Source organism: Lacinutrix venerupis (genome assembly GCF_003663945.1).
Classification (GTDB): Bacteria; Bacteroidota; Bacteroidia; order Flavobacteriales; family Flavobacteriaceae; genus Lacinutrix; species Lacinutrix venerupis.
The window spans coordinates 39,174-61,942 of record NZ_RCCH01000007.1; the positions used below are offsets into that span (position 1 = coordinate 39,174).

Below are 22,769 nucleotides of genomic sequence, written 5' to 3' on the forward strand. Positions count from 1 at the left end.
TTAAAAGGTGAAATTCATTCCTAAAGAAGCGCTATTAAATTCTGCAAAAGAATACGAAGCATTTAATCCAAAGATTCCTAATTTTAAATTTGCTCCTAAAGTTGAAATTAAACCGTCTGTATCCTCATTTATGTTAACTGGATCTGTAACTCCTTCTGAAAAAACAGCAAGATTAGATACACGATATTCTCCGGCTAGTTTTGTTTCGCTTTGGCCATCTACATAACCAATTGAGCCATAGAAATTAATTTTATTTAGTTTTGTAGCAACAATAGCTTGATATAACATTGTACTAGTTTCTGTTTCTATTCTTTGATTGCTTCCCGCTACACGAATGTTTCCTTGTAAATCGTACTCACCGTTTAATTGAGTATAAGCAATTAGTCCGGTAACCGTAAGTGGGAACAAACTATCTTCTTTTAAAAATGCTGTAAAGTCTTGCTGTAAGCCAATACCATAAAAGCCTGTTTCGACATCGTTTTGGTCTATTTTAGGAAAGTATCTCACCTTAACTTGTGTACCATAAAATGGAGCAAAACTAGCTTGCAAGAAAGCTGTTGGCAAGGTGTTTATATTCATTTCGGCTAGGCCTGTTGGCAAATCTATTGTTATTTCTTGACCTCCAAATATTGGCGCATCGTAGGTAAGAATTACTTGTTGTTTTGGGTCTCTATGCCCTAAAGCGGTAACTACTGTTTTTGAAGCACTATTATCTGGAAAACGTAAGTTATTATACTCATTTGCTCTTAAAACAAATTCTCGATCTTCACCTTTAATAAATACTCCATTTCCAATAATTGAAATTTCAAATCCAAAACGTTTAAGTGTTTTTGTATTGTTGTACCAACTATTATTAATACCATAAACCAACGCGCTATTGGCTGGTCTAAGATAATCTGCTGCAAAACGTTGTGCATCTTCTGCTCCAGCAATTAAAAAATCGTCTAGATTTTGTGATGATATTGATACCGAAAAAAGTAACGTTACTATTAATGTTATTTTAATTTTCATGTTCTATATTTTTTTGTTAGTTATTATATTAACGTAAATAGAGGGTTTTTAGTTTTAAAATTTTTATAAACCAAACCAATGTTTTTGTACTTGATACGGATAGCGCTCATAAATTGAATTATCTTCACGCATAGTATTATTATTTAAAAAATCTTCTTTAGCTTCTATAAGCACAACTTGGCCTTCATCTATTTTTTTTAAATTAAACAAACTTAAGGCTTTATAATATTTTACATCGCTAAATTTTGGCTGTTGCAATAAGGCTTTATCGAAAATTCTTATAGCATTTTCGTAATCTTTTAATTCATATTTTGCAATTCCTAAATACATTAAATCTGTATAATGCACCCAATCTTCGCTTTCTTCTCTTATAGATTGATCTATACTTTTTTGAAAATAATCTTCTGCTTTTTTAAATTCATTTAATTGCAAATTACATAAACCTAAATAAAAATAGTAAGAATGATCCATAACATAAGATGCTCCATTTAGCTTTAATGCCTTATTAAAATCTAATATTGCATCTTTATAGTTTTTAGAGAAAATACATTTTATAAAAGCCATATATTCTACATATGTTTTTGGATCTAAAGCTGCTGCTTTCTCTAAATACGGTAATCCTAACTCATCTTTATCTTGTTTATACAAAGGCATAGCTCTTTGTTGGTAGAAGTAAGCAATATTAGGATATTTTTTTATAGCAGAATCTAAAGCTAGTCTTCTTTCTTGAGAGTTTAAATAATACTTATTAACCTTTTCCATAACATTATTTACAATAGAATCTCTCTTTTCTACAGAAAAATTAACATTATCGCCTTGTGCCTTATTTGTTTTAGAGCTTGTATTACATGAGAGCACAAAAAGACTAATTATTATAAAAAGACAACTTCTAACACCTAACATAAAAATAGAATTAAAAAAAGCCTGTATGAATAAAACATTACAGGCTTTTGATTTAAGTTTTTAAAACTTGTAAAAGTATTTATGCATCAATATTTGCATAGACAGCATTCTTTTCTATAAAATCACGTCTTGGTGGCACTTCGTCTCCCATTAACATTGAGAATACTCTATCTGCCTCTACTCCATTGTCTATATGAATTTGACGTAATGTTCTAAATTCCGGGTTCATAGTTGTATCCCAAAGTTGTTCTGCATTCATCTCTCCAAGACCTTTATAACGCTGTATTTTTGCTCCATCTCCATATTCTGCCATTAGTGCTGCACGTTCTTCATCGTTCCATGCATACTGCTTTTTAGCTCCTTTTTTAATTAAATATAAAGGTGGCGTTGCAATATAAATGTGTCCGTTTTCGATTAATTCTTTCATATAACGGAAGAAGAATGTTAAGATAAGTGTTTCAATGTGAGAACCATCAATATCGGCATCACACATGATTACTATTTTATGGTATCTTAATTTTGAAAGGTTTAGTGCTTTACTATCTTCTTCTGTACCAATAGTTACACCTAAAGCTGTAAAAATGTTTTTTATTTCTTCATTTTCAAAAACCTTATGTGTCATAGCTTTTTCGACATTAAGAATTTTACCTCGTAATGGTAAAATAGCTTGAAATGCTCTATCACGACCTTGTTTTGCAGTTCCACCTGCCGAATCTCCCTCTACAAGGTATACTTCACATTTTTCTGGATCTTGCTCTGAACAGTCTGATAATTTTCCTGGTAAACCACCAATACTCATTACTGTTTTTCGCTGTACCATTTCACGCGCTTTTTGTGCTGCGTGACGCGCTTGTGCTGCAAGTATTACCTTTTGTACAATGGTTTTAGCATCTTCTGGATGTTCTTCTAAATAATCGGATAACATTTCAGACACTGCTTGACTTACAGATGCAGATACTTCTCTGTTTCCTAATTTAGTTTTTGTTTGTCCTTCAAATTGTGGCTCTTGAACTTTTACAGATACAATTGCTGTTAAACCTTCTCGAAAATCGTCTCCTGCAATATCAAACTTAAGTTTGTCTAACATTCCAGATTCATCTGCATATTTTTTAAGCGTGTGTGTTAAACCACGTCTAAAACCAGAAAGGTGTGTACCACCTTCGTGTGTATTAATGTTGTTTACATACGAGTGTAAATTTTCGGCATAACTTGTATTATATATCATGGCTACCTCAACTGGCACGCCATTTTTTTCGCCTTCAAAAGAAATTACATCTTTCATTAAAGGTTCTCTAGTAGCATCTAAAAAAGTGATAAATTCTTTTAATCCTTCTTCAGAATGAAATGTTTCACCTTCGTAAGAACCATCTTCTTTTTTACTTCTTTTATCTATTAAGTGTAATGTAATACCTTTATTTAAATACGCTAATTCACGCATTCTACTTGCTAAAGTATCGTAGTTATACTCTAAAGTTTGAGTAAATATTGTTGGATCTGGTTTAAAGGTTACTGTTGTTCCTCTTTTATCTGTATCGCCAATGGCTTTTACTGGATATAAAGATTTACCACGTTCGTATTCTTGCTCCCAAATTTTACCGTTTCTGTAAACTGTTGCTGTTAAATGTTCAGACAATGCATTTACACAACTTACACCAACACCGTGAAGTCCACCAGATACTTTATAAGAATCTTTATCGAATTTTCCACCTGCTCCAATTTTAGTCATTACAACTTCTAGTGCAGAGATACCTTCTTTTTTATGTATGTCTACAGGAATACCACGACCATCATCTTCTGTTGTAATCGAGTTATCCTCGTTAATTGTTACTGTAATATTATCACAATGTCCAGCTAAAGCTTCATCAATTGAGTTATCTACTACTTCGTAAACTAAATGGTGTAAACCACGTACTCCTACATCTCCAATATACATTGAAGGACGCATACGTACGTGCTCCATTCCTTCTAATGCTTGAATACTATCGGCCGAATAATTGTGCTTATTAAACTCTTCTTTTTTATCGCTCATATAGATATTATATTTCTTAAATTAATTTGTACTGTCACAAAATTTGAATTTTTGACGACAAACAAATATACGAAAACATTAAGCTTATTTAACACCGTTTAACGGATTTACGCGTTTTTTATTAACAATTGTTGATTTTTAAAAAGTTGCTTAAATCGCTTAAAAACCACCTTAAAATAGATTTTAGCTTATTTTTAATTCTTGTAAAAAGCTAAAAAAGCAAAAATCTCGCAAATGCGAGATTTTAATGCTAATAATCTAATCTATTTTTAATAAAAAACGCGTTTTTAAGACGTTGCATAAGATTTATCATGAACGTTTGCAATTGCACGACCAGAAGGTTCGTTCATGTTTTTAAAAGCCTCATCCCATTCTAAAGCTGTTGCTGTACTACATGCTACACTTGCTTCTTGTGGTACACTTTTAGCTGCCGCATCGCTTGGAAAATGACTTTCGAAAATAGAACGGTAATAAAACTCTTCTTTGTTTTGTGGTGTTTGGATTGGGAAACGGAATTTTGCATTTTCCATTTGCTCATCGCTTACTTCTTTTTCTACAATTTCTTTTAAAGTATCAATCCAGCTATAACCAACTCCATCACTAAATTGCTCTTTTTGTCTCCATGCTACACTTTCTGGCAACATGTCTTCAAATGCCTTACGGATTACCCATTTTTCCATGCGTTCTCCATTAATCATTTTATCTTGTGGATTAATACGCATTGCAACATCCATAAATTCTTTATCTAAAAATGGTACACGACCTTCAATTCCCCAAGCAGCTAAACTTTTGTTAGCTCTTAAACAATCGTACATATGTAACTTATCTAATTTACGCACTGTTTCTTCATGAAACTCTTTTGCGTTTGGCGCTTTATGAAAGTATAGGTAACCTCCAAAAATCTCATCGGCTCCTTCACCAGATAATACCATTTTAATTCCCATAGATTTAATAACTCTTGCCATTAAATACATTGGTGTGCTTGAACGTATTGTTGTTATATCGTAAGTTTCAATGTTATAAATTACATCTTTAATAGCATCTAATCCTTCTTGAATTGTAAATTTAATTTCATGATGCACTGTACCAATATGATCTGCTACTTTTTGTGCAGCTGCTAAATCTGGAGAACCTTCTAAGCCAACCGAAAAACTATGTAATTGTGGATACCAAGCGTCTGACTGGTCGTCTGACTCCACACGCTTTTGCGCATATTTTTTTGCAATTGCAGAAGTTACTGAAGAATCTAATCCGCCAGAAAGTAAAACACCATAAGGTACATCACTCATTAATTGTCTACGTACTGCAGCTTCTAAAGCCTCTTTTACCTCAGCAATGCTAGTTTCGTTTTCTTTTACAGCTTCATACTCGCTCCAATCTCTATTATACCATTTTACAAACTTACCATCTGTACTAGACATATAATGTCCTGGAGGAAACAATTCTATTTTTGTACAAATACCTTCTAAAGCTTTAAGCTCTGAAGCTACATAAAAAGTTCCGTTTTGATCCCAACCTATATATAAAGGAATAATTCCCATATGGTCACGAGCAATAAAGTATTCGTCTTTTTCTGTATCATAGATTGCAAATCCAAAAATTCCATTTAAATCGTCTACAAAATCAACACCTTTTTCTTGGTATAAAGCTAAAATAACTTCGCAATCACTTTGTGTTTGAAAATCGTATTTTCCTTGAAATTGCTTACGAATTTCTCTATGGTTGTAAATTTCGCCATTTGCAGCTAACACTAACTTGCTGTCTGGGCTAAATAACGGTTGTTTTCCTGATGCTGGATCTACAATTGCCAAACGCTCATGTGCCAAAATAGCTTTGTCGTCACTATAAATACCTGACCAATCTGGACCACGATGACGAATGGTTTTAGACATTTCTAAAACCTGAGGTCTTAAATCTTCACTTTTCTGTTTTAAATCGAAAGCACATACAATTCCACACATAACTTATATATTTTAAATTCTTTTATTCTAATTGATATAGCAAATATTGGTTTTATGTTTCAATATTGAAACATTAAACACTATAACACTTACACTTTAAAACTTAAATTAAAAAAATGTATTAAAAACGAAACAATAAAACATAAAAAAGGAAGTCCAAACTTTAAATTGTTAAGTTTAGTGCTTTAAAATAAAAAAGCCTTCAAATTTGAAGGCTTTTATTTAAGGTATATTTAAATATTTATGAGTTTGTAGTGACACTTTCCATTTAGGGTTTGCCATAACGTAATCTACAATCATTGGGACTACTTTATCTCTTTTACTCCATTCTGGCTGTAAATATAAAATACAATCGCCATTTACTTTTTCTGCTTGTTCTTCGGCAAAACGAAAATCGTCTTTATTGTATATAATACATTTAAGTTCGTTTGCTTTATCGTACACACCTTGAGTAGGTAGTTTCATTTTTTTTGGTGATAAACATATCCAATCCCACTCACCTGTTAACTCATAAGCTCCAGATGTTTCTATATGAATACTCATACCTTCAGCTTTTAACTGTTTTGTTAGCTCGGTCATATCCCATGTTAGTGGTTCGCCACCAGTAACAACAATAGTTTTACTGTATTGCTTTGCATTAGCAACAATTTTTTCTGTTTCTGTTGGCGGATGCAATTGCGCTATCCAACTTTCTTTAACATCACACCAATGGCAACCAACATCGCAACCACCAATTCTTACAAAATAAGCAGCTGTACCTTTATGGAAGCCTTCACCTTGTATGGTATAAAACTCTTCCATTAACGGTAACATTTTACCTTGGTTTACTAAATTTTGAACTTCTTGCGTCATAGCTTGCAAAGATACATTACGTTAAACTTTTTATAGTTCAATTTTTCTATTTATTTTTTTTTAGTTTTGTAACGATAGCAAAATAAAACCCTCAAACATATCCCTTAATGTTTAAAAAAATAAGTATTACCCTAATTGTTGTTCTTTTTAATTTCTTAAACACCTATTCTCAAGTAGGTATTGGCACTACAAATCCAGACGATGGATCTTCATTACAAATTGATAGTACTACTGGTGCTTTTGTACCACCAAGAATGACTACAGAACAGATGAATTCGATTTCCACTCCTTTAGATGGAGCATTAGTTTTTAATACCACCTTAAATTCCTATTGTGTTTTTAAAAATAATAATTGGTCTAGCTTGAATAATAGTTCCATTATACTAAACAAAAGTTATTCTAACGGAAATAATGCCTTACAAACACCCGATAACACCTATGTAGATTTCCCTATTGGTAGTGATGATGTTATCGCTACAAATCCAAATGCATATGAAGTTATTGGTGATGGAAGAGTAAAAATAAAAGAAGAAGGAAATTATTTATTTAGTGCATCTCTCTCTACCTCAAATATGCCTAGCGGTAATAAAAAATACATTTTAGCAATTGAAATTAATGGCAACTTAGTTGGGTATTTATCGAGAGGCTACTCCTCTTTACCAAGTACTAATTATTGGGGAACCAGTGGAAATATTATGTATCCTATTTCTGAGAATGACATTGTTACATTCCGTTACGTCTTAAATAATGGCGACAGTCCATTACATGCTAGATTTATTAATCTTGGTATTAGCAAACTAAATTAAGACATAGCTACTAATACTGTAAAAAACGCCGATAATTTAGTCGAAAACCTCATTTTTTTCTTCTTATTTTTTCATGTATTTTTATCCAAAATTATATAAGCATGGGTAGACAAGACGAATTCTTTAAACACATAACGAACGGTAATATTACTAAAGGAGAATCTATTACTTTAGGCTCTGCCATGTTAGATGGCAAAACTATTAAGGATGCCTTTGTAAAAGTGCCTTTAAAAACTATGAATCGTCATGGTTTAATTGCAGGTGCAACTGGAACAGGAAAAACAAAAACCTTACAGGTATTAGCCGAAAACCTAAGCGATCAAGGTGTTCCCGTTTTATTAATGGATATTAAAGGAGACTTAAGTGGTTTAGCCCAACCAAGTCCAGGCCACGCCAAAATAGATGAACGTCACGCGGCTATAGGTTTAGATTTTGAAGCTAAAGGTTTTCCTGTAGAAATCATGTCGCTTTCTGAGCAAGATGGCGTACGCTTACGTGCTACAATTATAGAATTTGGTCCAGTACTATTATCTAGAATATTAGACCTTACAGATACACAAGCAGGTATTGTTGCTGTAATTTTTAAATATTGTGATGATAACAAATTACCTTTATTAGATTTAAAAGATTTTAAAAAAATATTACAATACTGTACTAACGAAGGAAAAGAAGAATTTAAAGAAGAATATGGAAGAATTTCTTCTGCTTCCACCGGCGCTATTTTAAGAAAGGTAATTGAAATTGAACAGCAAGGTGGCGACTTGTTTTTTGGAGAAAAAAGCTTTGAAGTTGAAGATTTAATGAGAACCACAAGAGATTCTCGTGGTTATATAAATATTATTCGTTTAACAGATATACAAGATAAACCAAAATTATTCTCAACTTTTATGTTGAGTTTATTAGCCGAAATCTATGAAACTTTACCAGAACAAGGCGATTCTGGCAAACCAGAATTGGTAATGTTTATTGATGAAGCTCACTTGATTTTTAACCAAGCCTCTAAAGCATTATTAAACCAAATAGAAAGTATTGTAAAACTAATACGTAGTAAAGGCGTTGGTTTATATTTTGTAACCCAAAACCCAACAGATATTCCTGAAGGCGTATTAAGTCAATTAGGTTTAAAAATACAGCATGCTTTACGTGCCTTTACTGCAAAAGATAGAAAAGCAATTAAATTAGCTGCACAAAATTATCCTGATACAGAATACTATGACACTGCCGAAATTTTAACCGCTTTAGGAACCGGTGAAGCTTTAGTTTCTGCTTTAGATGAAAAAGGACGTCCAACACCATTAGCAGCAACAATGATGCGTGCTCCAATGAGTCGTATGGATATTTTAACTCCTAACGAACTTCAAAATTTACTTGACGACTCTAAGCTTGTATTAAAATACAACGAAGAGATTGATAGAGAAAGTGCTTACGAAATGCTTAATAAAAAAATAGACAAAGCCGAAGAAGCTAAAGCCAAATTAGAAGCACAAGAAGAAAAGGAAAAAGCCGAAGCTAAAGCTAGAAAGGCAGCAAGTAGAACTACAACCAGAAGACGAAGCACTGCACAAAACCCAATAGTAAAAGTACTAACAAGCGCAACCTTTATTCGTAGCGTATTTGGCATACTAAAAAAAGTAATGTAATTAAGTTAGCACTTAAAATTATTATACCTAAAAAACCTTTCTAAAATTAAAAGAAAGGTTAAATAAATTATTACAAAATAAACTAAATGAAAAAAACAATTTTTGCCCTACTTACAATTTTAATAGTAATGACTTCTTGCAGCAAAGAGGTAGATTTATTTTTAATATCAAAAAACAACATTGGCCTATTAACAGACTCTACGCAAGTTAAAGACCTAAAAACAGTTTTTGTAAACGATTCTATAGTAAGAAAAATTGCCGGAGATGAGTTTTTGGGCAATGTAAATGAAATTAAGATTTTTGAAAAAGGAGGAAAACCATTATTAGAATTATTACCTAAAGAAGCTCTTGACTCTACAACAACTATTGGCACAGTTAAAATTATAGACCCACGTTTTAAAACTAAAACTGGTATTTCTACACTAAGTACGTTTAGTGATATTAAACAAAATCATAAAATATCTAGCATAGAAAATACAATGCGAAACGTTATTATTTTTGTAGATGAAAACAATACCTTTTTTACAATAAGTAAAGAAGAATTACCTGAAGAATTACGTTATGACGAAGCTAAAAAAATTGACGAAATTAACATTCCAGACAATGCTAAAATAAAATACTTTATGGTACGATGGTAGTTTAAATTTCACTTAATTAATAGTTATAAAAACTATACATTTAAATTTAAAAAAATTGAACAAAGTAGAAATTCATAAAAAAACATTTCCAAAACTAAATTTAGCTATAGGTATTATATGGTTTTTATCGGGTTTCAGTTCTTTATTAGACGAAGACAAGAGCATGTCATTTTTTAATGGCTTAAGCCTTGTTTTAGGTATTCTTTATATTTTTCTTTCTTTTTACGAAAGAAAACCTTTTTACATTATTGAAAATAAAAAAATAAAAAAAAATCACTTTCCATTAAAAGAATTTGACCTATCTTCTTTAAGTAAAATAATCAGATTTGCTTCGAGCTATGAATTGGTTTCAGAACATCAAAAATCATTTAAAATAAACACCGAAATTTTTGACAAAGCATCTTTACAAAAGTTAACTAGTATTCTTGAAGAATATGAAAGTAAAATAAACAAACAATGAATCCACTTTTTGGTAAATTTTTAGTAGATATTGCTCGTAAAAGAATAGAAGGAAAACAACTAAAAAAACAACCTATAACAGACACACAAATTGCGCCAGTTGTAAACAATATAAAAGTTGAAATTAGCCATGCAATTAAAGAATATATTTTTATAATTTTTGGTGTCTTCTCAGCAGGATTTGGTTTAAACGGTTTTTTACTTCCAAATCAATTTATAGATGGTGGCGCAACTGGTATTTCATTATTACTTCAAAATATAACATCCTTACCTCTTGGTGTTTTATTACTATTTGTTAACCTTCCTTTTTTGTTATTAGCAACACGAACCATTGGTGTTAAATTTGCAATAAAAAGTTTTATAGCCATTACATTTTTAGCAATTGTAGTACATTTTGTTAATTATCCAACTATAACAGAAGACAAATTATTAATTGCCGTATTTGGAGGCTTTTTTTTAGGATTAGGAATAGGAATGGCAATGCGTGGCGGAAGCGTTATTGATGGTACAGAAGTTTTAGCTATTTATTTAAGCAGAAAATTATCTCTAACCATTGGTGATGTTTTACTGCTAATTAATATCCTTATTTTCTCAGTAGGTGCATACACGCTTTCTATAGAAACTGCACTTTACGCAATACTTACCTATTTGGCTGCTGCAAAAACAGTAGATTTTGTTGTTGATGGCGTAGAGGAATATGTTGGCGTAACTATTATCTCTAAACACCATGAAGCTATGAGGTTAATGATAACCAACAAATTAGAGCGTGCCTGTACTATTTATGCAGGAAAAGGAGGCTACGAAAGCAACGCAAGCGGAACAGATAAAGATATTATTTACACCATCGTAACTAGGTTAGAATTAGCTAAACTTAATACAGAAATAGATAAAATAGATAAAAATGCTTTTATTATAATGGGTATAGTAAAAGATTTAAGAGGCGGAATGATTAAAAAAAAGCCTTTAAAATAAAAAGAGAATAAGATTATGAAAAAGAAATTTACAATACAAAACAGCCCATTTGTTGTACCAACAACTGATGGTAAATTAATAGAAGAACACTTTGGGCAAGCTACAGATGGCAATAAAGACATTAGTATTGCACATATGGTTGCTCCTGCTGGCTGGAGCGAACCGTTTCAAACACCAGAGTTTGACGAGTACACTTATATTATTAAAGGCAAAAAGCAGTTTATTATTGATGGTGAAGAAATAATTTTAGAAGCTGGACAGTCTATTAAAATTGAAAAAAATACTAGAGTACAATATTCAAATCCGTTTACAATAGCTTGCGAATATATTGCAATTTGTACACCTGCATTTTCTATGGATTTAGTAAATAGAGAAGAATAAATGGCAAATACAATAGTAAAAATAATTGGTGGATCTTTAAACGCACTTAGTTTGTTTGCTCCAGAATATGCTTCAGAAAAAGCATTAGATTTATTTGCAACACCAAGACAAGGACGCATTTCAGAAAAACAAAAGGCTTTTTTAAATACAGCTAAAACATTTCAGCTTAAACATGATGGTTTAAGCATTACTACTTACCAATGGAAAGGTGATGGTAAAACCATTTTACTTGCTCATGGATGGGAAAGTAATTCTCACCGCTGGCAAGTTTTAATTGAAGAACTTCAACAATTAAATTACAATATAATTTCTATAGATGCTCCTGCACATGGTGCTTCTACTGGAAAAAAATTTAATGCCATTTTATATTCGGAGTGTATACATGTAGCAGCGCAACATTACAAACCTCAAATTATTGTTGGACACTCGGTCGGTGGCATGTCTACAGGCTTTTACCAGCATACTTACCAAAATAAAGATTTAGAAAAATTAGTTTTACTAGGTGCGCCATCAGAATTTACAGGTGTTTTTAAACGTTATGTAGATATGATGGGATATAACAAGAAAATTGAAAATGGCTTAAATAACCTTGTTATAAAGCGCTATAACAAGCAACCTTCTCATTTTTCTTTAGCTAATTTTGCTAAAAAAATTGACACTAAAACCCTTTTAATACATGATGTTGAAGATAAAATTATACCGCATAGTGATGCAGAGTTAATTGCAAAACATCATAAAAACGTAGAATTCATCTCTACAAAAGGTTATGGCCATGGTTTACGAAATGAAGTTGTTAATAAGCATGTTATCGATTTCATCCAATCTTAAATTGTATTTTTGCTTTCTATGGAAGAAAAACAAACAAGACTAAACAAATATCTTAGCGAAGCTGGTTATTGTTCACGACGTGAAGCCGATAGGTTAATTGATGCTGGACGTGTAACTATAAATGGCACTGTACCAGAATTAGGTACTAAAGTTGGAGACAATGATGTTGTTGAAGTTGACGGAAAATCTATTACAGAACGAAAAGCAGACTTTGTTTACCTTGCTTTTAACAAGCCTGTAGGTATTGTATGCACGACAGATACACGTGTTGAAAAAGACAATATTATAGATTTTATAAAATACCCAAAACGTATTTTCCCAATTGGTAGGTTAGATAAACCTAGTGAAGGTTTAATTTTTTTAACAGACGATGGTGATATTGTAAACAAAATACTTAGAGCGAGCAATAATCATGAAAAAGAATACATTGTTACTGTAGATAAACCAATTTCGCAAACTTTTATAAAGCGAATGGCTGGTGGTATTTATCTTGAAAATTTAGATAAAACAACGAAAAAATGTACCGTAAGGAAAATAGATTCTCAAACCTTTAGTATTATACTAACTCAAGGTTTAAATAGGCAAATTAGACGTATGTGTGAGTATTTAACTTACGAAGTTACATCACTTAAACGTGTTCGTATTATGAATATTAAACTTGATGTGCCTATTGGTGAATATCGAGAATTTACTGCTGAAGAATTAAAAACTTTAAACATGCTTTTAGAAGATTCTGATAAAGATTATTCTGAAACTACACCTGCTAAAAAGGTTCATAAAATAAACAGAAGAAAACCTAATTAAACCGAAAATTTATGTCTAAAATATCTCCTTTTCATATTGCCATTCCTGTACATAATTTAGAGGCTTGCCGTGATTTTTATAAAAACGTGCTTAATTGTGAAGAAGGTAGAAGTAGTGACCATTGGGTAGATTTTAATTTTTTTGGGCATCAATTAGTTATACATTACAAAGCAAAATCAACAATAGAAAATAAAGAAGATGCTTCTAATCCTGTAGATGGTAAACAGGTACCAATACCGCATTACGGTGTTGTTTTACCTTGGGAAACTTTTCAAGAATTAGCTAAAGATTTAAAACAGAAAAATGTTGTATTTGTTATAGAACCATACATAAGGTTTGAAGGCTTAGTTGGAGAACAAGCTACAATGTTTTTTAAAGATCCTTCTGGTAATGCCTTAGAGTTTAAAGCCTTTAGAGACATGAATCAATTATTTGCAAAATAATTATTTTTTAAACCTTTTTACCAAGTAAAATGGTAAATATATTATTAAAAAATAAGGCAAAATTATTAATTCTACTACCAACAAATACATTGGCCAATCACCTAAATAATCTAACAAAGACGCCGATTTTGGCTTTTCATTTAAATAAGAATAATTTCCGCCTAAAACGTAATTAATTCCAAAAATGATAAGCATATATAGTTGTAATGCGATAAATGATTTAAATACACTTTTAAATTTAGGTCGCATATTTAAAACAAAAGTTGCATAAAATATAATAACTAGTAAACCTAGATGTGCAATCCAGTACCTTAAGTATTCAAAACTTGGAAAGCCTTTAGAAATATCTGGTGTTATAACTGCTTGGCTTGTTCCTGCAATAATCCAAAATAATAAAATTTCGTAAAGCCAATATTTTCTTGAGTGTGTAAAAGTAAATACAAACAGTGCCATAAAACTGCACAAGTACAATGGCAAATCTGTTACAATACTATAACCACCTTTAAAATAGGCGTACAAATGATATATTAATACAGTAAGCGATACAAAAACACCTAAGCTTTTAAATACGGTAATTTGTTGTTGCTTGTTTAGTTTTTTATTAGCAAAAATAATTAAGCATATTGTAAATATAGCTGCAAATAATACAGGTACAATATGCTCTATACTACCAATAACAACCTGCAAAGTTGTAAGTGCGTTAGCAAAAACCACTATTAAAAACTTATTTTAACCTATGTTGCTCTCTTGCTAATAATGTATTTTTAAGTAGCATAGCAATTGTCATTGGTCCTACTCCACCAGGAACGGGTGTAATAAAACTTGCTTTTTTACTTACATTCTCAAAATCTACATCTCCTGTAATTACATAGCCTTTTGGGTGAGACTCATCTGTAACTCTTGTAATTCCTACATCTATTATTACAGCATCATCTTTTACCATTTCTGCCTTTAAAAAGTTTGGCACACCTAATGCCGAAATAATAATATCTGCTTGAGATGTTATTTGTGTAATATTTTTTGTGTGACTGTGAGTAAGTGTTACTGTAGAGTTTCCTGGAAATCCTTTACGACCCATTAAAATACTCATTGGACGACCAACAATGTGCGAACGCCCAATTACTACAGTGTGTTTTCCTTTTGTATCTACTTGGTATCTATCAAGTAATTCTAAAATACCAAATGGTGTTGCTGGAATAAAGGTTGACATATCTAGTGCCATTTTTCCAAAATTCATTGGGTGGAAACCATCAACATCTTTTTCTGGATTTACCGCCATTAATACTTTTTGAGTATCTATTTGTGGTGGTAATGGTAATTGTATTATAAAACCATCGATATCATCATCATTATTTAAGTCTTCAATTTTATCTAATAATTCTATTTCGCTTGTGGTGTTAGATAAACGTACCATTGTAGACTCGAAACCTACACGCTCGCAAGCACGTACTTTACTTCCAACGTATGTTAAACTGGCGCCATCATTACCAACGATTACAGCTGCTAAATGCGGCACTTTTTCGTTGTTAGCTTTCATTTTATCAACTTCAGCTTTGATTTCTTCTTTTATATCGTTGCTAATTTTTTTACCGTCTAAAATTGTCATAGTATCGTAATGGTTTCTATACTAGGTTTTAAATTTAAAACCGTTTCTAATTTGTTTATTTATAATTTGAACTCTAATTATTCGAGTTCTGGTTTGGTTTTAGTGTAAACAAAAAAACATGAGTTACCTCATGTTTTTCATTGCATTCATCATTGCTTTTCCTTTTCCGCCTTGCATCATTTTCATCATTTTGCTCATTTGGTCAAACTGCTTTAGTAATTGGTTTACTTGTTGCACAGATGTTCCTGAACCTTTTCCTATTCGTTTTTTTCTGCTGGCGTTTATAATTGCTGGATTGGTTCTTTCTTTTACAGTCATAGAATGTATTATTGCTTCTATGTGTTTAAAGGCGTCATCGTCTATGTCTACATCTTTCATCATTTTTCCTGCTCCAGGAATCATGCCTACAAGATCTTTCATATTACCCATTTTCTTAATTTGCTGAATTTGCTTTAAGAAATCGTCAAATCCAAATTGGTTTTTGGCAATTTTCTTTTGAAGTTTTCTTGCTTCTTGCTCGTCAAATTGCTCTTGAGCTCTTTCTACTAAAGATACAACATCTCCCATTCCAAGAATACGATCTGCCATACGTGAAGGATAAAATATATCTATCGCTTCCATTTTCTCACCTGTACCAATAAACTTAATTGGTTTATTTACTACAGATTTAATAGAAATTGCTGCTCCACCACGCGTATCACCATCAAGTTTTGTAAGTATTACACCGTCAAAATTTAAAACATCGTTAAATGCTTTTGCTGTATTTACAGCATCTTGACCTGTCATAGAATCTACTACAAACAGTGTTTCTTGTGGTTGAATTGCTGTGTGAATGTTAGATATCTCGGTCATCATGGCTTCGTCTACAGCAAGACGACCAGCGGTATCAATAATTACAACATTATGTCCATTTTCCTTTGCATGTGCAATACCTGCTTGTGCAATGGCAACAGGATCTGTATTACCTTTATCGCTATAAACATCTACCTTAATTTGGTCTCCAACTACATGTAATTGGTCTACGGCTGCTGGTCTATAAACATCACAGGCTACTAATAAAGGTTTTTTAGTTTTTTTGCTTTTTAAGAAGTTTGCTAGTTTACCAGAAAATGTTGTTTTACCAGAACCTTGTAATCCAGACATTAATATTACGGTTGGTGCTCCAGATAGGTTTATACCTGTAGCATCGCCACCCATAAGCTCGGTTAATTCGTCTTTAACGATTTTAACCATTAATTGTCCTGGCTGTAATGTTGTTAATACGTTAGCTCCTAAAGCTTTTTCCTTTACACGGTTTGTAAATTCTTTTGCTATTTTAAAGTTAACATCGGCATCTAAAAGTGCACGACGTACTTCTTTTAAAGTTTCGGCAACATTTACTTCTGTAATGCTTCCGTGACCTTTTAGTACGTGTAGCGCTTTATCTAACTTTTCACTTAAATTATTAAACATAGTCTTTTAGTATTCTATAATCAGGTTACAATAGGCAGCCTGACGCGTTCTTAAGATTCGCAAATTTAATAATTTGAAGTGTATAAATGAAGTTTCAACTCAATAAATTAAATCAAAAAAAAGAGCTGCCAAAAAAAACGACAGCGCTTTCAAATTAACTCTCTTAAAAAGCAATATGGCATTACTTAAAAAGATAAATTAACTACAATATTTATCTAATATCAGTTCTCTTCTAGCATTACTAACAACTAATATTTTTTTTTATAAATGAATTTTAATGATTTAAAAAACATAACCCAAAAAGTATATTTAGTTTTTTTTAACTGGTTTAATTAATATTAAAACAATTTACTTTTAAAAATCCCTAGCTCTGTATTTGTTTTTTTTTACTTTTAGAAAGTTATAAAAATGTTTATGCCTAAAAATTTACATGATAATATTTGCGATGAAATTCGTTTTAATGCATTGTTTAAAAAACATGCAAAAGACTTAAGTAACTTCCTATATTATAAATTTGGAGACCACTTAAATCCAAAAGACAAAACTCAAGATGCTTTTATTAAATTATGGCAAAATTGCAAAAAGGTAACTCCCGATAAAGCGAAAAGCTATTTATTTACTATTGCTAATAACTTAATGCTGAATGAAGTAAAACATCATAAAGTTGTATTAAAACACCATCAAACTAAACCAAAACATTATACAAACGAATCTCCAGAATTTATTTTAGAAGAACAGGAATATAATTTAAAACTACAAACTGCTCTCTCAAACTTAACCGATGCGCAACGTGTAGCTTTTATGATGAATCGTGTAGAAGGTAAAAGACATAAAGAAATTGCTGAACTTTTAGGAATTAGTACTAAAGCTGTTGAAAAACGAATTTATGGTGCTTTAAAAAAATTAAGAGAAGACATTAAAGAACTCTAACTAGTATAAAAAAATTATTATGGTAGGAGATTTTATTATTTAGTTGTTATATAGTTGGATAAGTAATATGAAACGAGAAGATTTAATATTAAAATGGTTAGATAACAGCCTTAACTCGCAGGAACTTGAAGCCTTTAAAGCGCTTGAAGATTATGACGAATTAATAAGGTTGAACAAATCTTTACAGCAATTTAAACCTGAAAATTTTGATTCGGACTACGAATTAGAAAGGTTAAATGCTACCTTAAAAAATAAAATCAAAAAGAAAAATAATTGGTTGAAACCTTTTTTACGTGTCGCCGCAATTTTAGCTATTTGTTTAACTGGCTATTACTACTATACAACAACCTTAGACACGAATTTTAATACACAATTAGCCGAAAAAGAAAGTATTTTACTTCCAGATAATTCTCAAGTTCAACTAAATGCTAAATCTACTCTAGCTTTTAATAAAAGTAGCTGGAAAGACAGTAGAGATTTAGACCTAAATGGTGAAGCTTATTTTAAAGTAGCTAAAGGCTCTAAATTTACAGTACACACCAATGCTGGAAATATTTCTGTATTAGGTACAGAGTTTAATGTAAAAAACAGAACAAATCTTTTTGAAGTTACTTGTTATGAAGGTTCTGTAAAAGTAGAACATAATACTACTACACGAATTTTAAAACCTGGAGAAAGTTTTTTAATTTTAAACGGTAATATAGTTGAAAAACCAATTGTAAATAACACGAGTCCATTTTGGATTAATAATGAATCTGCTTTTAAAAGCATGCCTTACTCACAGGTGATTGCTGAATTTGAAAGACAATACAATGTTACATTTAGCGTTAAAGATATAGACACTAATAAAGTGTTTACTGGTAGTTTTGCGCATAATAATTTGGACATTGCATTGCAAGCCATTACATTACCGCTTAACTTAACCTATTCTAAAAATAACAATAAGATATCGCTTAAGCGTGAGTAAAAAAATTACGTTCGCACTATTAATTATCCTATTCTTTTTTAGTTCTATTAGTGTGAAATCTCAAACTTTTAAAACTGAAAGACTTCCGCTTACAACAATTTTAAAAGCTTTAGAAAAACGTTTTGATATTAGGTTTACCTATGCAGATAAAACCATAGAAGGTGTAGAAATTAATGAGCCATCTAAAATATTATCTTATAATGATGCTATAACTTACTTAAGAACAAATACTAATTTAAATTTTAAAATAATAAATAGTCGTTTTGTTGCTATTGCACCAAGTAGAAAAGTAACTAGACCAATTGAAGCTTTACAAGAAGTACAATTAAAAACCTATTTAACCACAGGTATTTTAAAAACTAAAACTGGAGAAGTTGTATTAAATACAGAAGAATTTGGCATACTTCCTGGTCTTATAGAGCCAGATGTTTTACAAACTGTACAAGCATTACCTAGTGTTTTAAGTATAGACGAATCGGTTTCTAATCTTAATATTCGTGGTGGCACTCATGACCAAAATTTAATTTTGTGGGATGGCATTAAAATGTATCAATCCGGACATTTTTTCGGACTTATTTCTGCATTTAATCCAAATTTAGTATCTAACGTTGTGATTTCTAAAAATGGAACAAGTGCATTATATGGAGATGGAGTTTCTAGTACAATTGACATGCGATTAGATACAGATTTAAATCAAAAAAACACTTCTGGGCTAGGTTTAAATTTAATTCAATTAGATGGATTTACTAAACTTAAACTACAAGATAATATGGAGCTACAAGTGTCTGCTAGACGCTCTAATACAGATATTGTTAACACACCAACATATACACAGTACTTTAATAAAATATTTCAAGATTTAGACGCAGACAATTCTTCAATAAGCAGTAAAAAATCTACTTCTAACGAAACTTTTTATTTCTACGATATAAGCGCAAAACTATTACACGACCTCTCCTATAAAGATAAATTAAGAATTAGTTTTACTACCATTTATAATTCTCTTGATTATATAGAGAGTAGCTTCAACAATAATACTACAACTGCTTTAAATAATGGTATTACGCAAAATAATCTTGCAGCAGGATTAAACTATAATAGACAATGGAGTAAATTTGTAAGTAGTGAATTGCAAATAAATGTTTCAGACTATAAATTAAAAGCGACAAACTTTAATAGCCAAAACAACCAAAGTTTACAGCAAAACAACGAAGTTTTAGACAAAGGCATTACTTTTCAGTTAAAATTAGATTTTAACGATCGGTTACGATGGATTAATGGTTATCAGTTTTCTCAAGTTGGTATTACCAATTTAGAAATACAAAATAATCCTGAATTTAGAAACAATACTGAACATGTAGTAAATACTCATTCTACTTTTAGTGAATTTACTTTTTCTTCTTATAACAATAAAACACATTTAAAAATTGGTACAAGAAGTAACTATTTTAAACCATTTAATGTATTATTATTAGAACCTAGAATTAGTGTAAATCATAAATTTTTTAAACATTTTAAAGTTGAATTATTAGGTGAAATAAAAAGTCAAGTTACATCTCAAGTTATAGAAAGACAAAACGATTTTTTAGGAATTGAAAAACGCCGCTGGATCTTAGCTAATAACACTACATTACCTATAATAGAAAGTAATCAAGCCTCACTTGGGTTACACTATAATAAAAACAAACTGTTAGTTAGCGCAGAAGCTTTTATAAAACATGTAGATGGTATTACTTCCCGAAGTCAAGGTTTTCAAAACCAATATCAAAACATCAATGCTATTGGAAATTACGAAACAAAAGGCATTGATTTTCTAGTAAATAAGCAATTTAAAACATTTAGCTCGTGGCTAAGCTACTCTATAAGTGATAATAACTATTCGTTTCCTACATTAAACAACGCCCAATCTTTTGCTAATAATACAGATATATCTCATGCATTAACCTTTGCAGGAACCTATACTTTAAATAGTTTAAAATTTGCTCTTGGTTTTAATTGGAGCTCTGGAAAACCTACTACTACTCCAAACAATGAGTTACCTGTATTTGATAATGCTATTAATTACGACACTGCAAACAACACCAATTTAGACGATTATTTTAGAACCGATTTCTCTGGTACTTATAATTTTAATTTGGCAAAAAAAACAAAAGCAGAGTTAGGTTTTTCTATTTGGAACATACTAAACCGAAAAAACACAATTAATAGATACTATATTTTAAATAACGATAATTCTATTTCTAAAATAGATAATAAATCGCTTGGTTTTACTCCTAATTTAAGTTTTAGAGTATTTTTTTAGCAATTGATTTTTTCATGTTTTTAAATTAGTTTTGTGTAAAAACTAATATTAAATAATATTATTAAACTTAAAAAACTCAATAAAATCAATAGATTGACAAGAATGTCGTAAAAATGTCGCAAACAAACCGTTATCAAACAAGTTGTTTCATAAGTAGTTTTGTTAAAACAATAAACCAAAATTAATTATGACTGAAATCGGAAAAAAAATAAAAGAGATAAGAAAGAAAAAAGGATTATCTCAAGAAGAATTAGCAGAATCTGCTAAAGTTAATTTAAGAACTATTCAACGAATTGAAAATAATGAGAGTGAACCGCGTGGCAAAACACTAAATTTAATTTGTAATGTTTTAAATATAAATGCAGAAGACGTTTTGGATTACGGAAAGAAAGAGGATAAAACTTATCTTATAATTTTTCATCTTTCTGTAATAACATTTTTAGCAATACCAGTAGGAAATATAATTCTTCCTTTAATTCTTTGGATGAATAAAAAAGATAAAATAACTGGTCTTAAAAAAATTGGTGAAAATTTATTGAATTTTCAAATTATATGGTCGATAATAGCATTCTTATCTATTTCAGGATACGCATTTTCTAAAATAATGCATTATGGATACTATCCTATATTACTTTACATATTTATTGGTCTTTATGCTCTAAATATAATATTACCAATATTTTTTGCCATTAAAACAAATAAAGGTAAAACAGACAGTTTATACCCAAATATTATAAAACTTATAAGATAATTTATAACTAATACATGTGCATGTATTTAATTTTTATGTACTAATTTAGTTTAAAACACACAATTAAATTAGCACATGTATTTGCTTAAATATTTATTATTTTAATTAGTCTCTAATTAAAGGCATTGTACTACAGCGTAATAATCCTTCTTGTTTAGAAATTTCGGCATAAGGCACTTCTTCAACTGTAAAACCTTGCTCTCTCAACCAAGTATTTAATCGTGTAAAGTTTTTTTCAGAAATAATTACGTTTTCAGAAATTGAAAAAATGTTACTATTCATGTTATACATTTCTTCTTTTGTTATAATAAAACAATTGTCTTTTCCGTAAAAATTTAAAAGCCACTCATACTCTTCTTCTTCAAGAAAACCTTCTTTATGTAAGATTGCTTTGTTCGTACCAATAGGTTGAAAACAACAGTCTAAATGCAATGCATTATCTCTTGGGTTGGTTTGCGACTTTCTTAAATTAAAAGATTTCACTTTTTTATGAGGAAATGTTTTTTCTAAAAATTCAACTCCTTGAATATTTGTTCTTGCTACAATATAATCTGAATAATCGCTTTCTCTATATGTACCAACAAAAATATAATCGTTCCAAGGCATAACGTCTCCTCCTTCAATATGCACTTCTTCCGGTGGACGTATAACCTTTTCTGGATTAATTTTATCTATAATATATTGTATAGCCTCTAGCTCATTTTCTCGGTCTGGTAATATATTTGCTTTTACAAAAACATCGTCAATTACAAAAGCTATATCTCTTGCAAAAATCTGATTGCAATTTTCTATTAATTCTGGTCTATAAACTGTTACATCGTATTTTTTAAACACACTAGCTACAGCTTCCATTTCTTTAACCATATCCTCTTCTACAGGATAAGTTCCTGCTTTAATATGCTCTGCAGATTTAGGGTCGTAAGCTTCTTCTAAACTTGGCGTAGGCCCATTACTTTTTGCTGTACCTAAAACAACAGCTCTAAGCCGTGATGTTTCGTTTTTTATATTAAGTTTTAACATGGTAGTAATATAAA

22 protein-coding genes are annotated in these 22,769 nt (G+C 30.8%); 13 read left to right on the forward strand and 9 right to left on the reverse strand.

What is annotated here, in order from left to right; translation table 11 throughout:
- From CLV86_RS11225 to CLV86_RS11245, 5 genes are all read right to left on the reverse strand, one after another.
- A complete protein-coding gene (locus tag CLV86_RS11225) occupies positions 1-1,011 on the reverse strand; it encodes a DUF6588 family protein (RefSeq protein WP_121052459.1) in 1,011 nt (336 codons plus the stop codon).
- A 63-nt stretch (positions 1,012-1,074) separates the two neighbouring features.
- On the reverse strand, positions 1,075-1,869 hold the full coding sequence (locus CLV86_RS11230) for a tetratricopeptide repeat protein (RefSeq protein ID WP_249037474.1): 795 nt from the start codon (positions 1,867-1,869) through the stop codon (positions 1,075-1,077).
- Between the two features lie 124 nt (positions 1,870-1,993).
- On the reverse strand, positions 1,994-3,943 hold the full coding sequence (gene gyrB, locus CLV86_RS11235) for a DNA topoisomerase (ATP-hydrolyzing) subunit B (protein WP_121052461.1): 1,950 nt from the start codon (positions 3,941-3,943) through the stop codon (positions 1,994-1,996).
- 287 nt (positions 3,944-4,230) lie between these two features.
- Entirely contained in the window at positions 4,231-5,904 is a 1,674-nt protein-coding gene (asnB, locus tag CLV86_RS11240; protein WP_121052463.1) for an asparagine synthase B, read from the reverse strand.
- A gap of 222 nt (positions 5,905-6,126) precedes the next feature.
- Positions 6,127-6,756, reverse strand: coding sequence for a 7-carboxy-7-deazaguanine synthase QueE (locus CLV86_RS11245; RefSeq protein ID WP_076732160.1), 630 nt, complete (start codon positions 6,754-6,756; stop codon positions 6,127-6,129).
- A gap of 107 nt (positions 6,757-6,863) precedes the next feature.
- On the opposite strand from CLV86_RS11245, the gene CLV86_RS11250 reads away from it, so the two are divergent.
- The 9 genes from CLV86_RS11250 (at position 6,864) to CLV86_RS11290 (ending at position 13,727) form a co-directional block, all read left to right on the forward strand.
- A complete protein-coding gene (locus CLV86_RS11250) occupies positions 6,864-7,562 on the forward strand; it encodes a hypothetical protein (protein ID WP_121052465.1) in 699 nt (232 codons plus the stop codon).
- 101 nt (positions 7,563-7,663) lie between these two features.
- Positions 7,664-9,202 (forward strand): helicase HerA-like domain-containing protein, encoded by a 1,539-nt coding sequence (locus tag CLV86_RS11255; RefSeq protein WP_076732158.1) that lies wholly within the window; start codon positions 7,664-7,666, stop codon positions 9,200-9,202.
- A gap of 86 nt (positions 9,203-9,288) precedes the next feature.
- Positions 9,289-9,840, forward strand: coding sequence for a hypothetical protein (locus CLV86_RS11260; protein ID WP_121052467.1), 552 nt, complete (start codon positions 9,289-9,291; stop codon positions 9,838-9,840).
- A gap of 55 nt (positions 9,841-9,895) precedes the next feature.
- On the forward strand, positions 9,896-10,300 hold the full coding sequence (locus CLV86_RS11265) for a hypothetical protein (RefSeq protein WP_076732156.1): 405 nt from the start codon (positions 9,896-9,898) through the stop codon (positions 10,298-10,300).
- Positions 10,297-11,271, forward strand: coding sequence for a YitT family protein (locus CLV86_RS11270; protein WP_076732155.1), 975 nt, complete (start codon positions 10,297-10,299; stop codon positions 11,269-11,271). The genes CLV86_RS11265 and CLV86_RS11270 overlap by 4 nt, the downstream gene beginning before the upstream one ends.
- A 15-nt stretch (positions 11,272-11,286) precedes the next feature.
- Positions 11,287-11,652, forward strand: coding sequence for a cupin domain-containing protein (locus tag CLV86_RS11275; RefSeq protein WP_076732154.1), 366 nt, complete (start codon positions 11,287-11,289; stop codon positions 11,650-11,652).
- On the forward strand, positions 11,653-12,480 hold the full coding sequence (locus tag CLV86_RS11280; RefSeq protein WP_121052469.1) for an alpha/beta hydrolase: 828 nt from the start codon (positions 11,653-11,655) through the stop codon (positions 12,478-12,480).
- A gap of 18 nt (positions 12,481-12,498) precedes the next feature.
- The gene (rluF, locus tag CLV86_RS11285) at positions 12,499-13,284 is read left to right on the forward strand and encodes a 23S rRNA pseudouridine(2604) synthase RluF (protein ID WP_121052471.1); all 786 of its coding nucleotides are present in this window, start codon (positions 12,499-12,501) and stop codon (positions 13,282-13,284) included.
- Between the two features lie 11 nt (positions 13,285-13,295).
- A complete protein-coding gene (locus CLV86_RS11290) occupies positions 13,296-13,727 on the forward strand; it encodes a VOC family protein (protein WP_121052473.1) in 432 nt (143 codons plus the stop codon).
- Here CLV86_RS11290 and CLV86_RS11295 read toward each other — a convergent pair whose 3' ends face one another.
- The 3 genes from CLV86_RS11295 to ffh all read right to left on the reverse strand — a co-directional run bounded on the left by CLV86_RS11295 (position 13,728) and on the right by ffh (position 16,785).
- Positions 13,728-14,441, reverse strand: a complete 714-nt coding sequence (locus CLV86_RS11295) for a YwaF family protein (RefSeq protein WP_121052475.1) — start codon at positions 14,439-14,441, stop codon at positions 13,728-13,730.
- A gap of 10 nt (positions 14,442-14,451) precedes the next feature.
- Entirely contained in the window at positions 14,452-15,333 is an 882-nt protein-coding gene (locus CLV86_RS11300) for a bifunctional 5,10-methylenetetrahydrofolate dehydrogenase/5,10-methenyltetrahydrofolate cyclohydrolase (protein WP_121052477.1), read from the reverse strand.
- Between the two features lie 123 nt (positions 15,334-15,456).
- The gene (gene ffh / locus CLV86_RS11305) at positions 15,457-16,785 is read right to left on the reverse strand and encodes a signal recognition particle protein (RefSeq protein ID WP_076732149.1); all 1,329 of its coding nucleotides are present in this window, start codon (positions 16,783-16,785) and stop codon (positions 15,457-15,459) included.
- A gap of 414 nt (positions 16,786-17,199) precedes the next feature.
- Between ffh and CLV86_RS11310 the strand changes: the two genes are divergently transcribed.
- The 4 genes from CLV86_RS11310 to CLV86_RS11325 all read left to right on the forward strand — a co-directional run bounded on the left by CLV86_RS11310 (position 17,200) and on the right by CLV86_RS11325 (position 21,735).
- The gene (locus CLV86_RS11310) at positions 17,200-17,715 is read left to right on the forward strand and encodes an RNA polymerase sigma factor (protein WP_121052665.1); all 516 of its coding nucleotides are present in this window, start codon (positions 17,200-17,202) and stop codon (positions 17,713-17,715) included.
- A 67-nt stretch (positions 17,716-17,782) separates the two neighbouring features.
- The gene (locus CLV86_RS11315; protein WP_121052479.1) at positions 17,783-18,682 is read left to right on the forward strand and encodes a FecR family protein; all 900 of its coding nucleotides are present in this window, start codon (positions 17,783-17,785) and stop codon (positions 18,680-18,682) included.
- The gene (locus CLV86_RS11320; protein WP_121052481.1) at positions 18,675-20,984 is read left to right on the forward strand and encodes a TonB-dependent receptor plug domain-containing protein; all 2,310 of its coding nucleotides are present in this window, start codon (positions 18,675-18,677) and stop codon (positions 20,982-20,984) included. The genes CLV86_RS11315 and CLV86_RS11320 overlap by 8 nt, the downstream gene beginning before the upstream one ends.
- Before the next feature lie 187 nt (positions 20,985-21,171).
- Positions 21,172-21,735: a helix-turn-helix domain-containing protein gene (locus CLV86_RS11325; RefSeq protein ID WP_121052483.1), complete on the forward strand. Its 564-nt coding sequence runs from the start codon at positions 21,172-21,174 to the stop codon at positions 21,733-21,735.
- Positions 21,736-21,840: 105 nt separating this feature from the next.
- On the opposite strand, the gene CLV86_RS11330 is transcribed toward CLV86_RS11325, so the two are convergent.
- Positions 21,841-22,755, reverse strand: a complete 915-nt coding sequence (locus tag CLV86_RS11330) for a dimethylarginine dimethylaminohydrolase family protein (RefSeq protein WP_121052485.1) — start codon at positions 22,753-22,755, stop codon at positions 21,841-21,843.
- Positions 22,756-22,769 lie beyond the last annotated feature (14 nt).

What these genes read in the sequence shown, in the direction of transcription:
- CLV86_RS11325 (WP_121052483.1), top strand. Translation starts at nt 21,172, where the DNA reads ATGACTGAAATCGGAAAAAAAATAAAAGAGATAAGAAAGAAAAAAGGA.
- CLV86_RS11315 (WP_121052479.1), top strand. Translation starts at nt 17,783, where the DNA reads ATGAAACGAGAAGATTTAATATTAAAATGGTTAGATAACAGCCTTAAC.
- CLV86_RS11255 (WP_076732158.1), top strand. Translation starts at nt 7,664, where the DNA reads ATGGGTAGACAAGACGAATTCTTTAAACACATAACGAACGGTAATATT.
- CLV86_RS11245 (WP_076732160.1), bottom strand. Translation starts at nt 6,756, where the DNA reads ATGACGCAAGAAGTTCAAAATTTAGTAAACCAAGGTAAAATGTTACCG.
- CLV86_RS11250 (WP_121052465.1), top strand. Translation starts at nt 6,864, where the DNA reads ATGTTTAAAAAAATAAGTATTACCCTAATTGTTGTTCTTTTTAATTTC.
- ffh (WP_076732149.1), bottom strand. Translation starts at nt 16,785, where the DNA reads ATGTTTAATAATTTAAGTGAAAAGTTAGATAAAGCGCTACACGTACTA.
- CLV86_RS11270 (WP_076732155.1), top strand. Translation starts at nt 10,297, where the DNA reads ATGAATCCACTTTTTGGTAAATTTTTAGTAGATATTGCTCGTAAAAGA.
- CLV86_RS11225 (WP_121052459.1), bottom strand. Translation starts at nt 1,011, where the DNA reads ATGAAAATTAAAATAACATTAATAGTAACGTTACTTTTTTCGGTATCA.
- CLV86_RS11275 (WP_076732154.1), top strand. Translation starts at nt 11,287, where the DNA reads ATGAAAAAGAAATTTACAATACAAAACAGCCCATTTGTTGTACCAACA.
- CLV86_RS11280 (WP_121052469.1), top strand. Translation starts at nt 11,653, where the DNA reads ATGGCAAATACAATAGTAAAAATAATTGGTGGATCTTTAAACGCACTT.
- rluF (WP_121052471.1), top strand. Translation starts at nt 12,499, where the DNA reads ATGGAAGAAAAACAAACAAGACTAAACAAATATCTTAGCGAAGCTGGT.
- CLV86_RS11330 (WP_121052485.1), bottom strand. Translation starts at nt 22,755, where the DNA reads ATGTTAAAACTTAATATAAAAAACGAAACATCACGGCTTAGAGCTGTT.
- CLV86_RS11300 (WP_121052477.1), bottom strand. Translation starts at nt 15,333, where the DNA reads ATGACAATTTTAGACGGTAAAAAAATTAGCAACGATATAAAAGAAGAA.
- CLV86_RS11260 (WP_121052467.1), top strand. Translation starts at nt 9,289, where the DNA reads ATGAAAAAAACAATTTTTGCCCTACTTACAATTTTAATAGTAATGACT.
- CLV86_RS11310 (WP_121052665.1), top strand. Translation starts at nt 17,200, where the DNA reads ATGCCTAAAAATTTACATGATAATATTTGCGATGAAATTCGTTTTAAT.
- gyrB (WP_121052461.1), bottom strand. Translation starts at nt 3,943, where the DNA reads ATGAGCGATAAAAAAGAAGAGTTTAATAAGCACAATTATTCGGCCGAT.
- asnB (WP_121052463.1), bottom strand. Translation starts at nt 5,904, where the DNA reads ATGTGTGGAATTGTATGTGCTTTCGATTTAAAACAGAAAAGTGAAGAT.
- CLV86_RS11290 (WP_121052473.1), top strand. Translation starts at nt 13,296, where the DNA reads ATGTCTAAAATATCTCCTTTTCATATTGCCATTCCTGTACATAATTTA.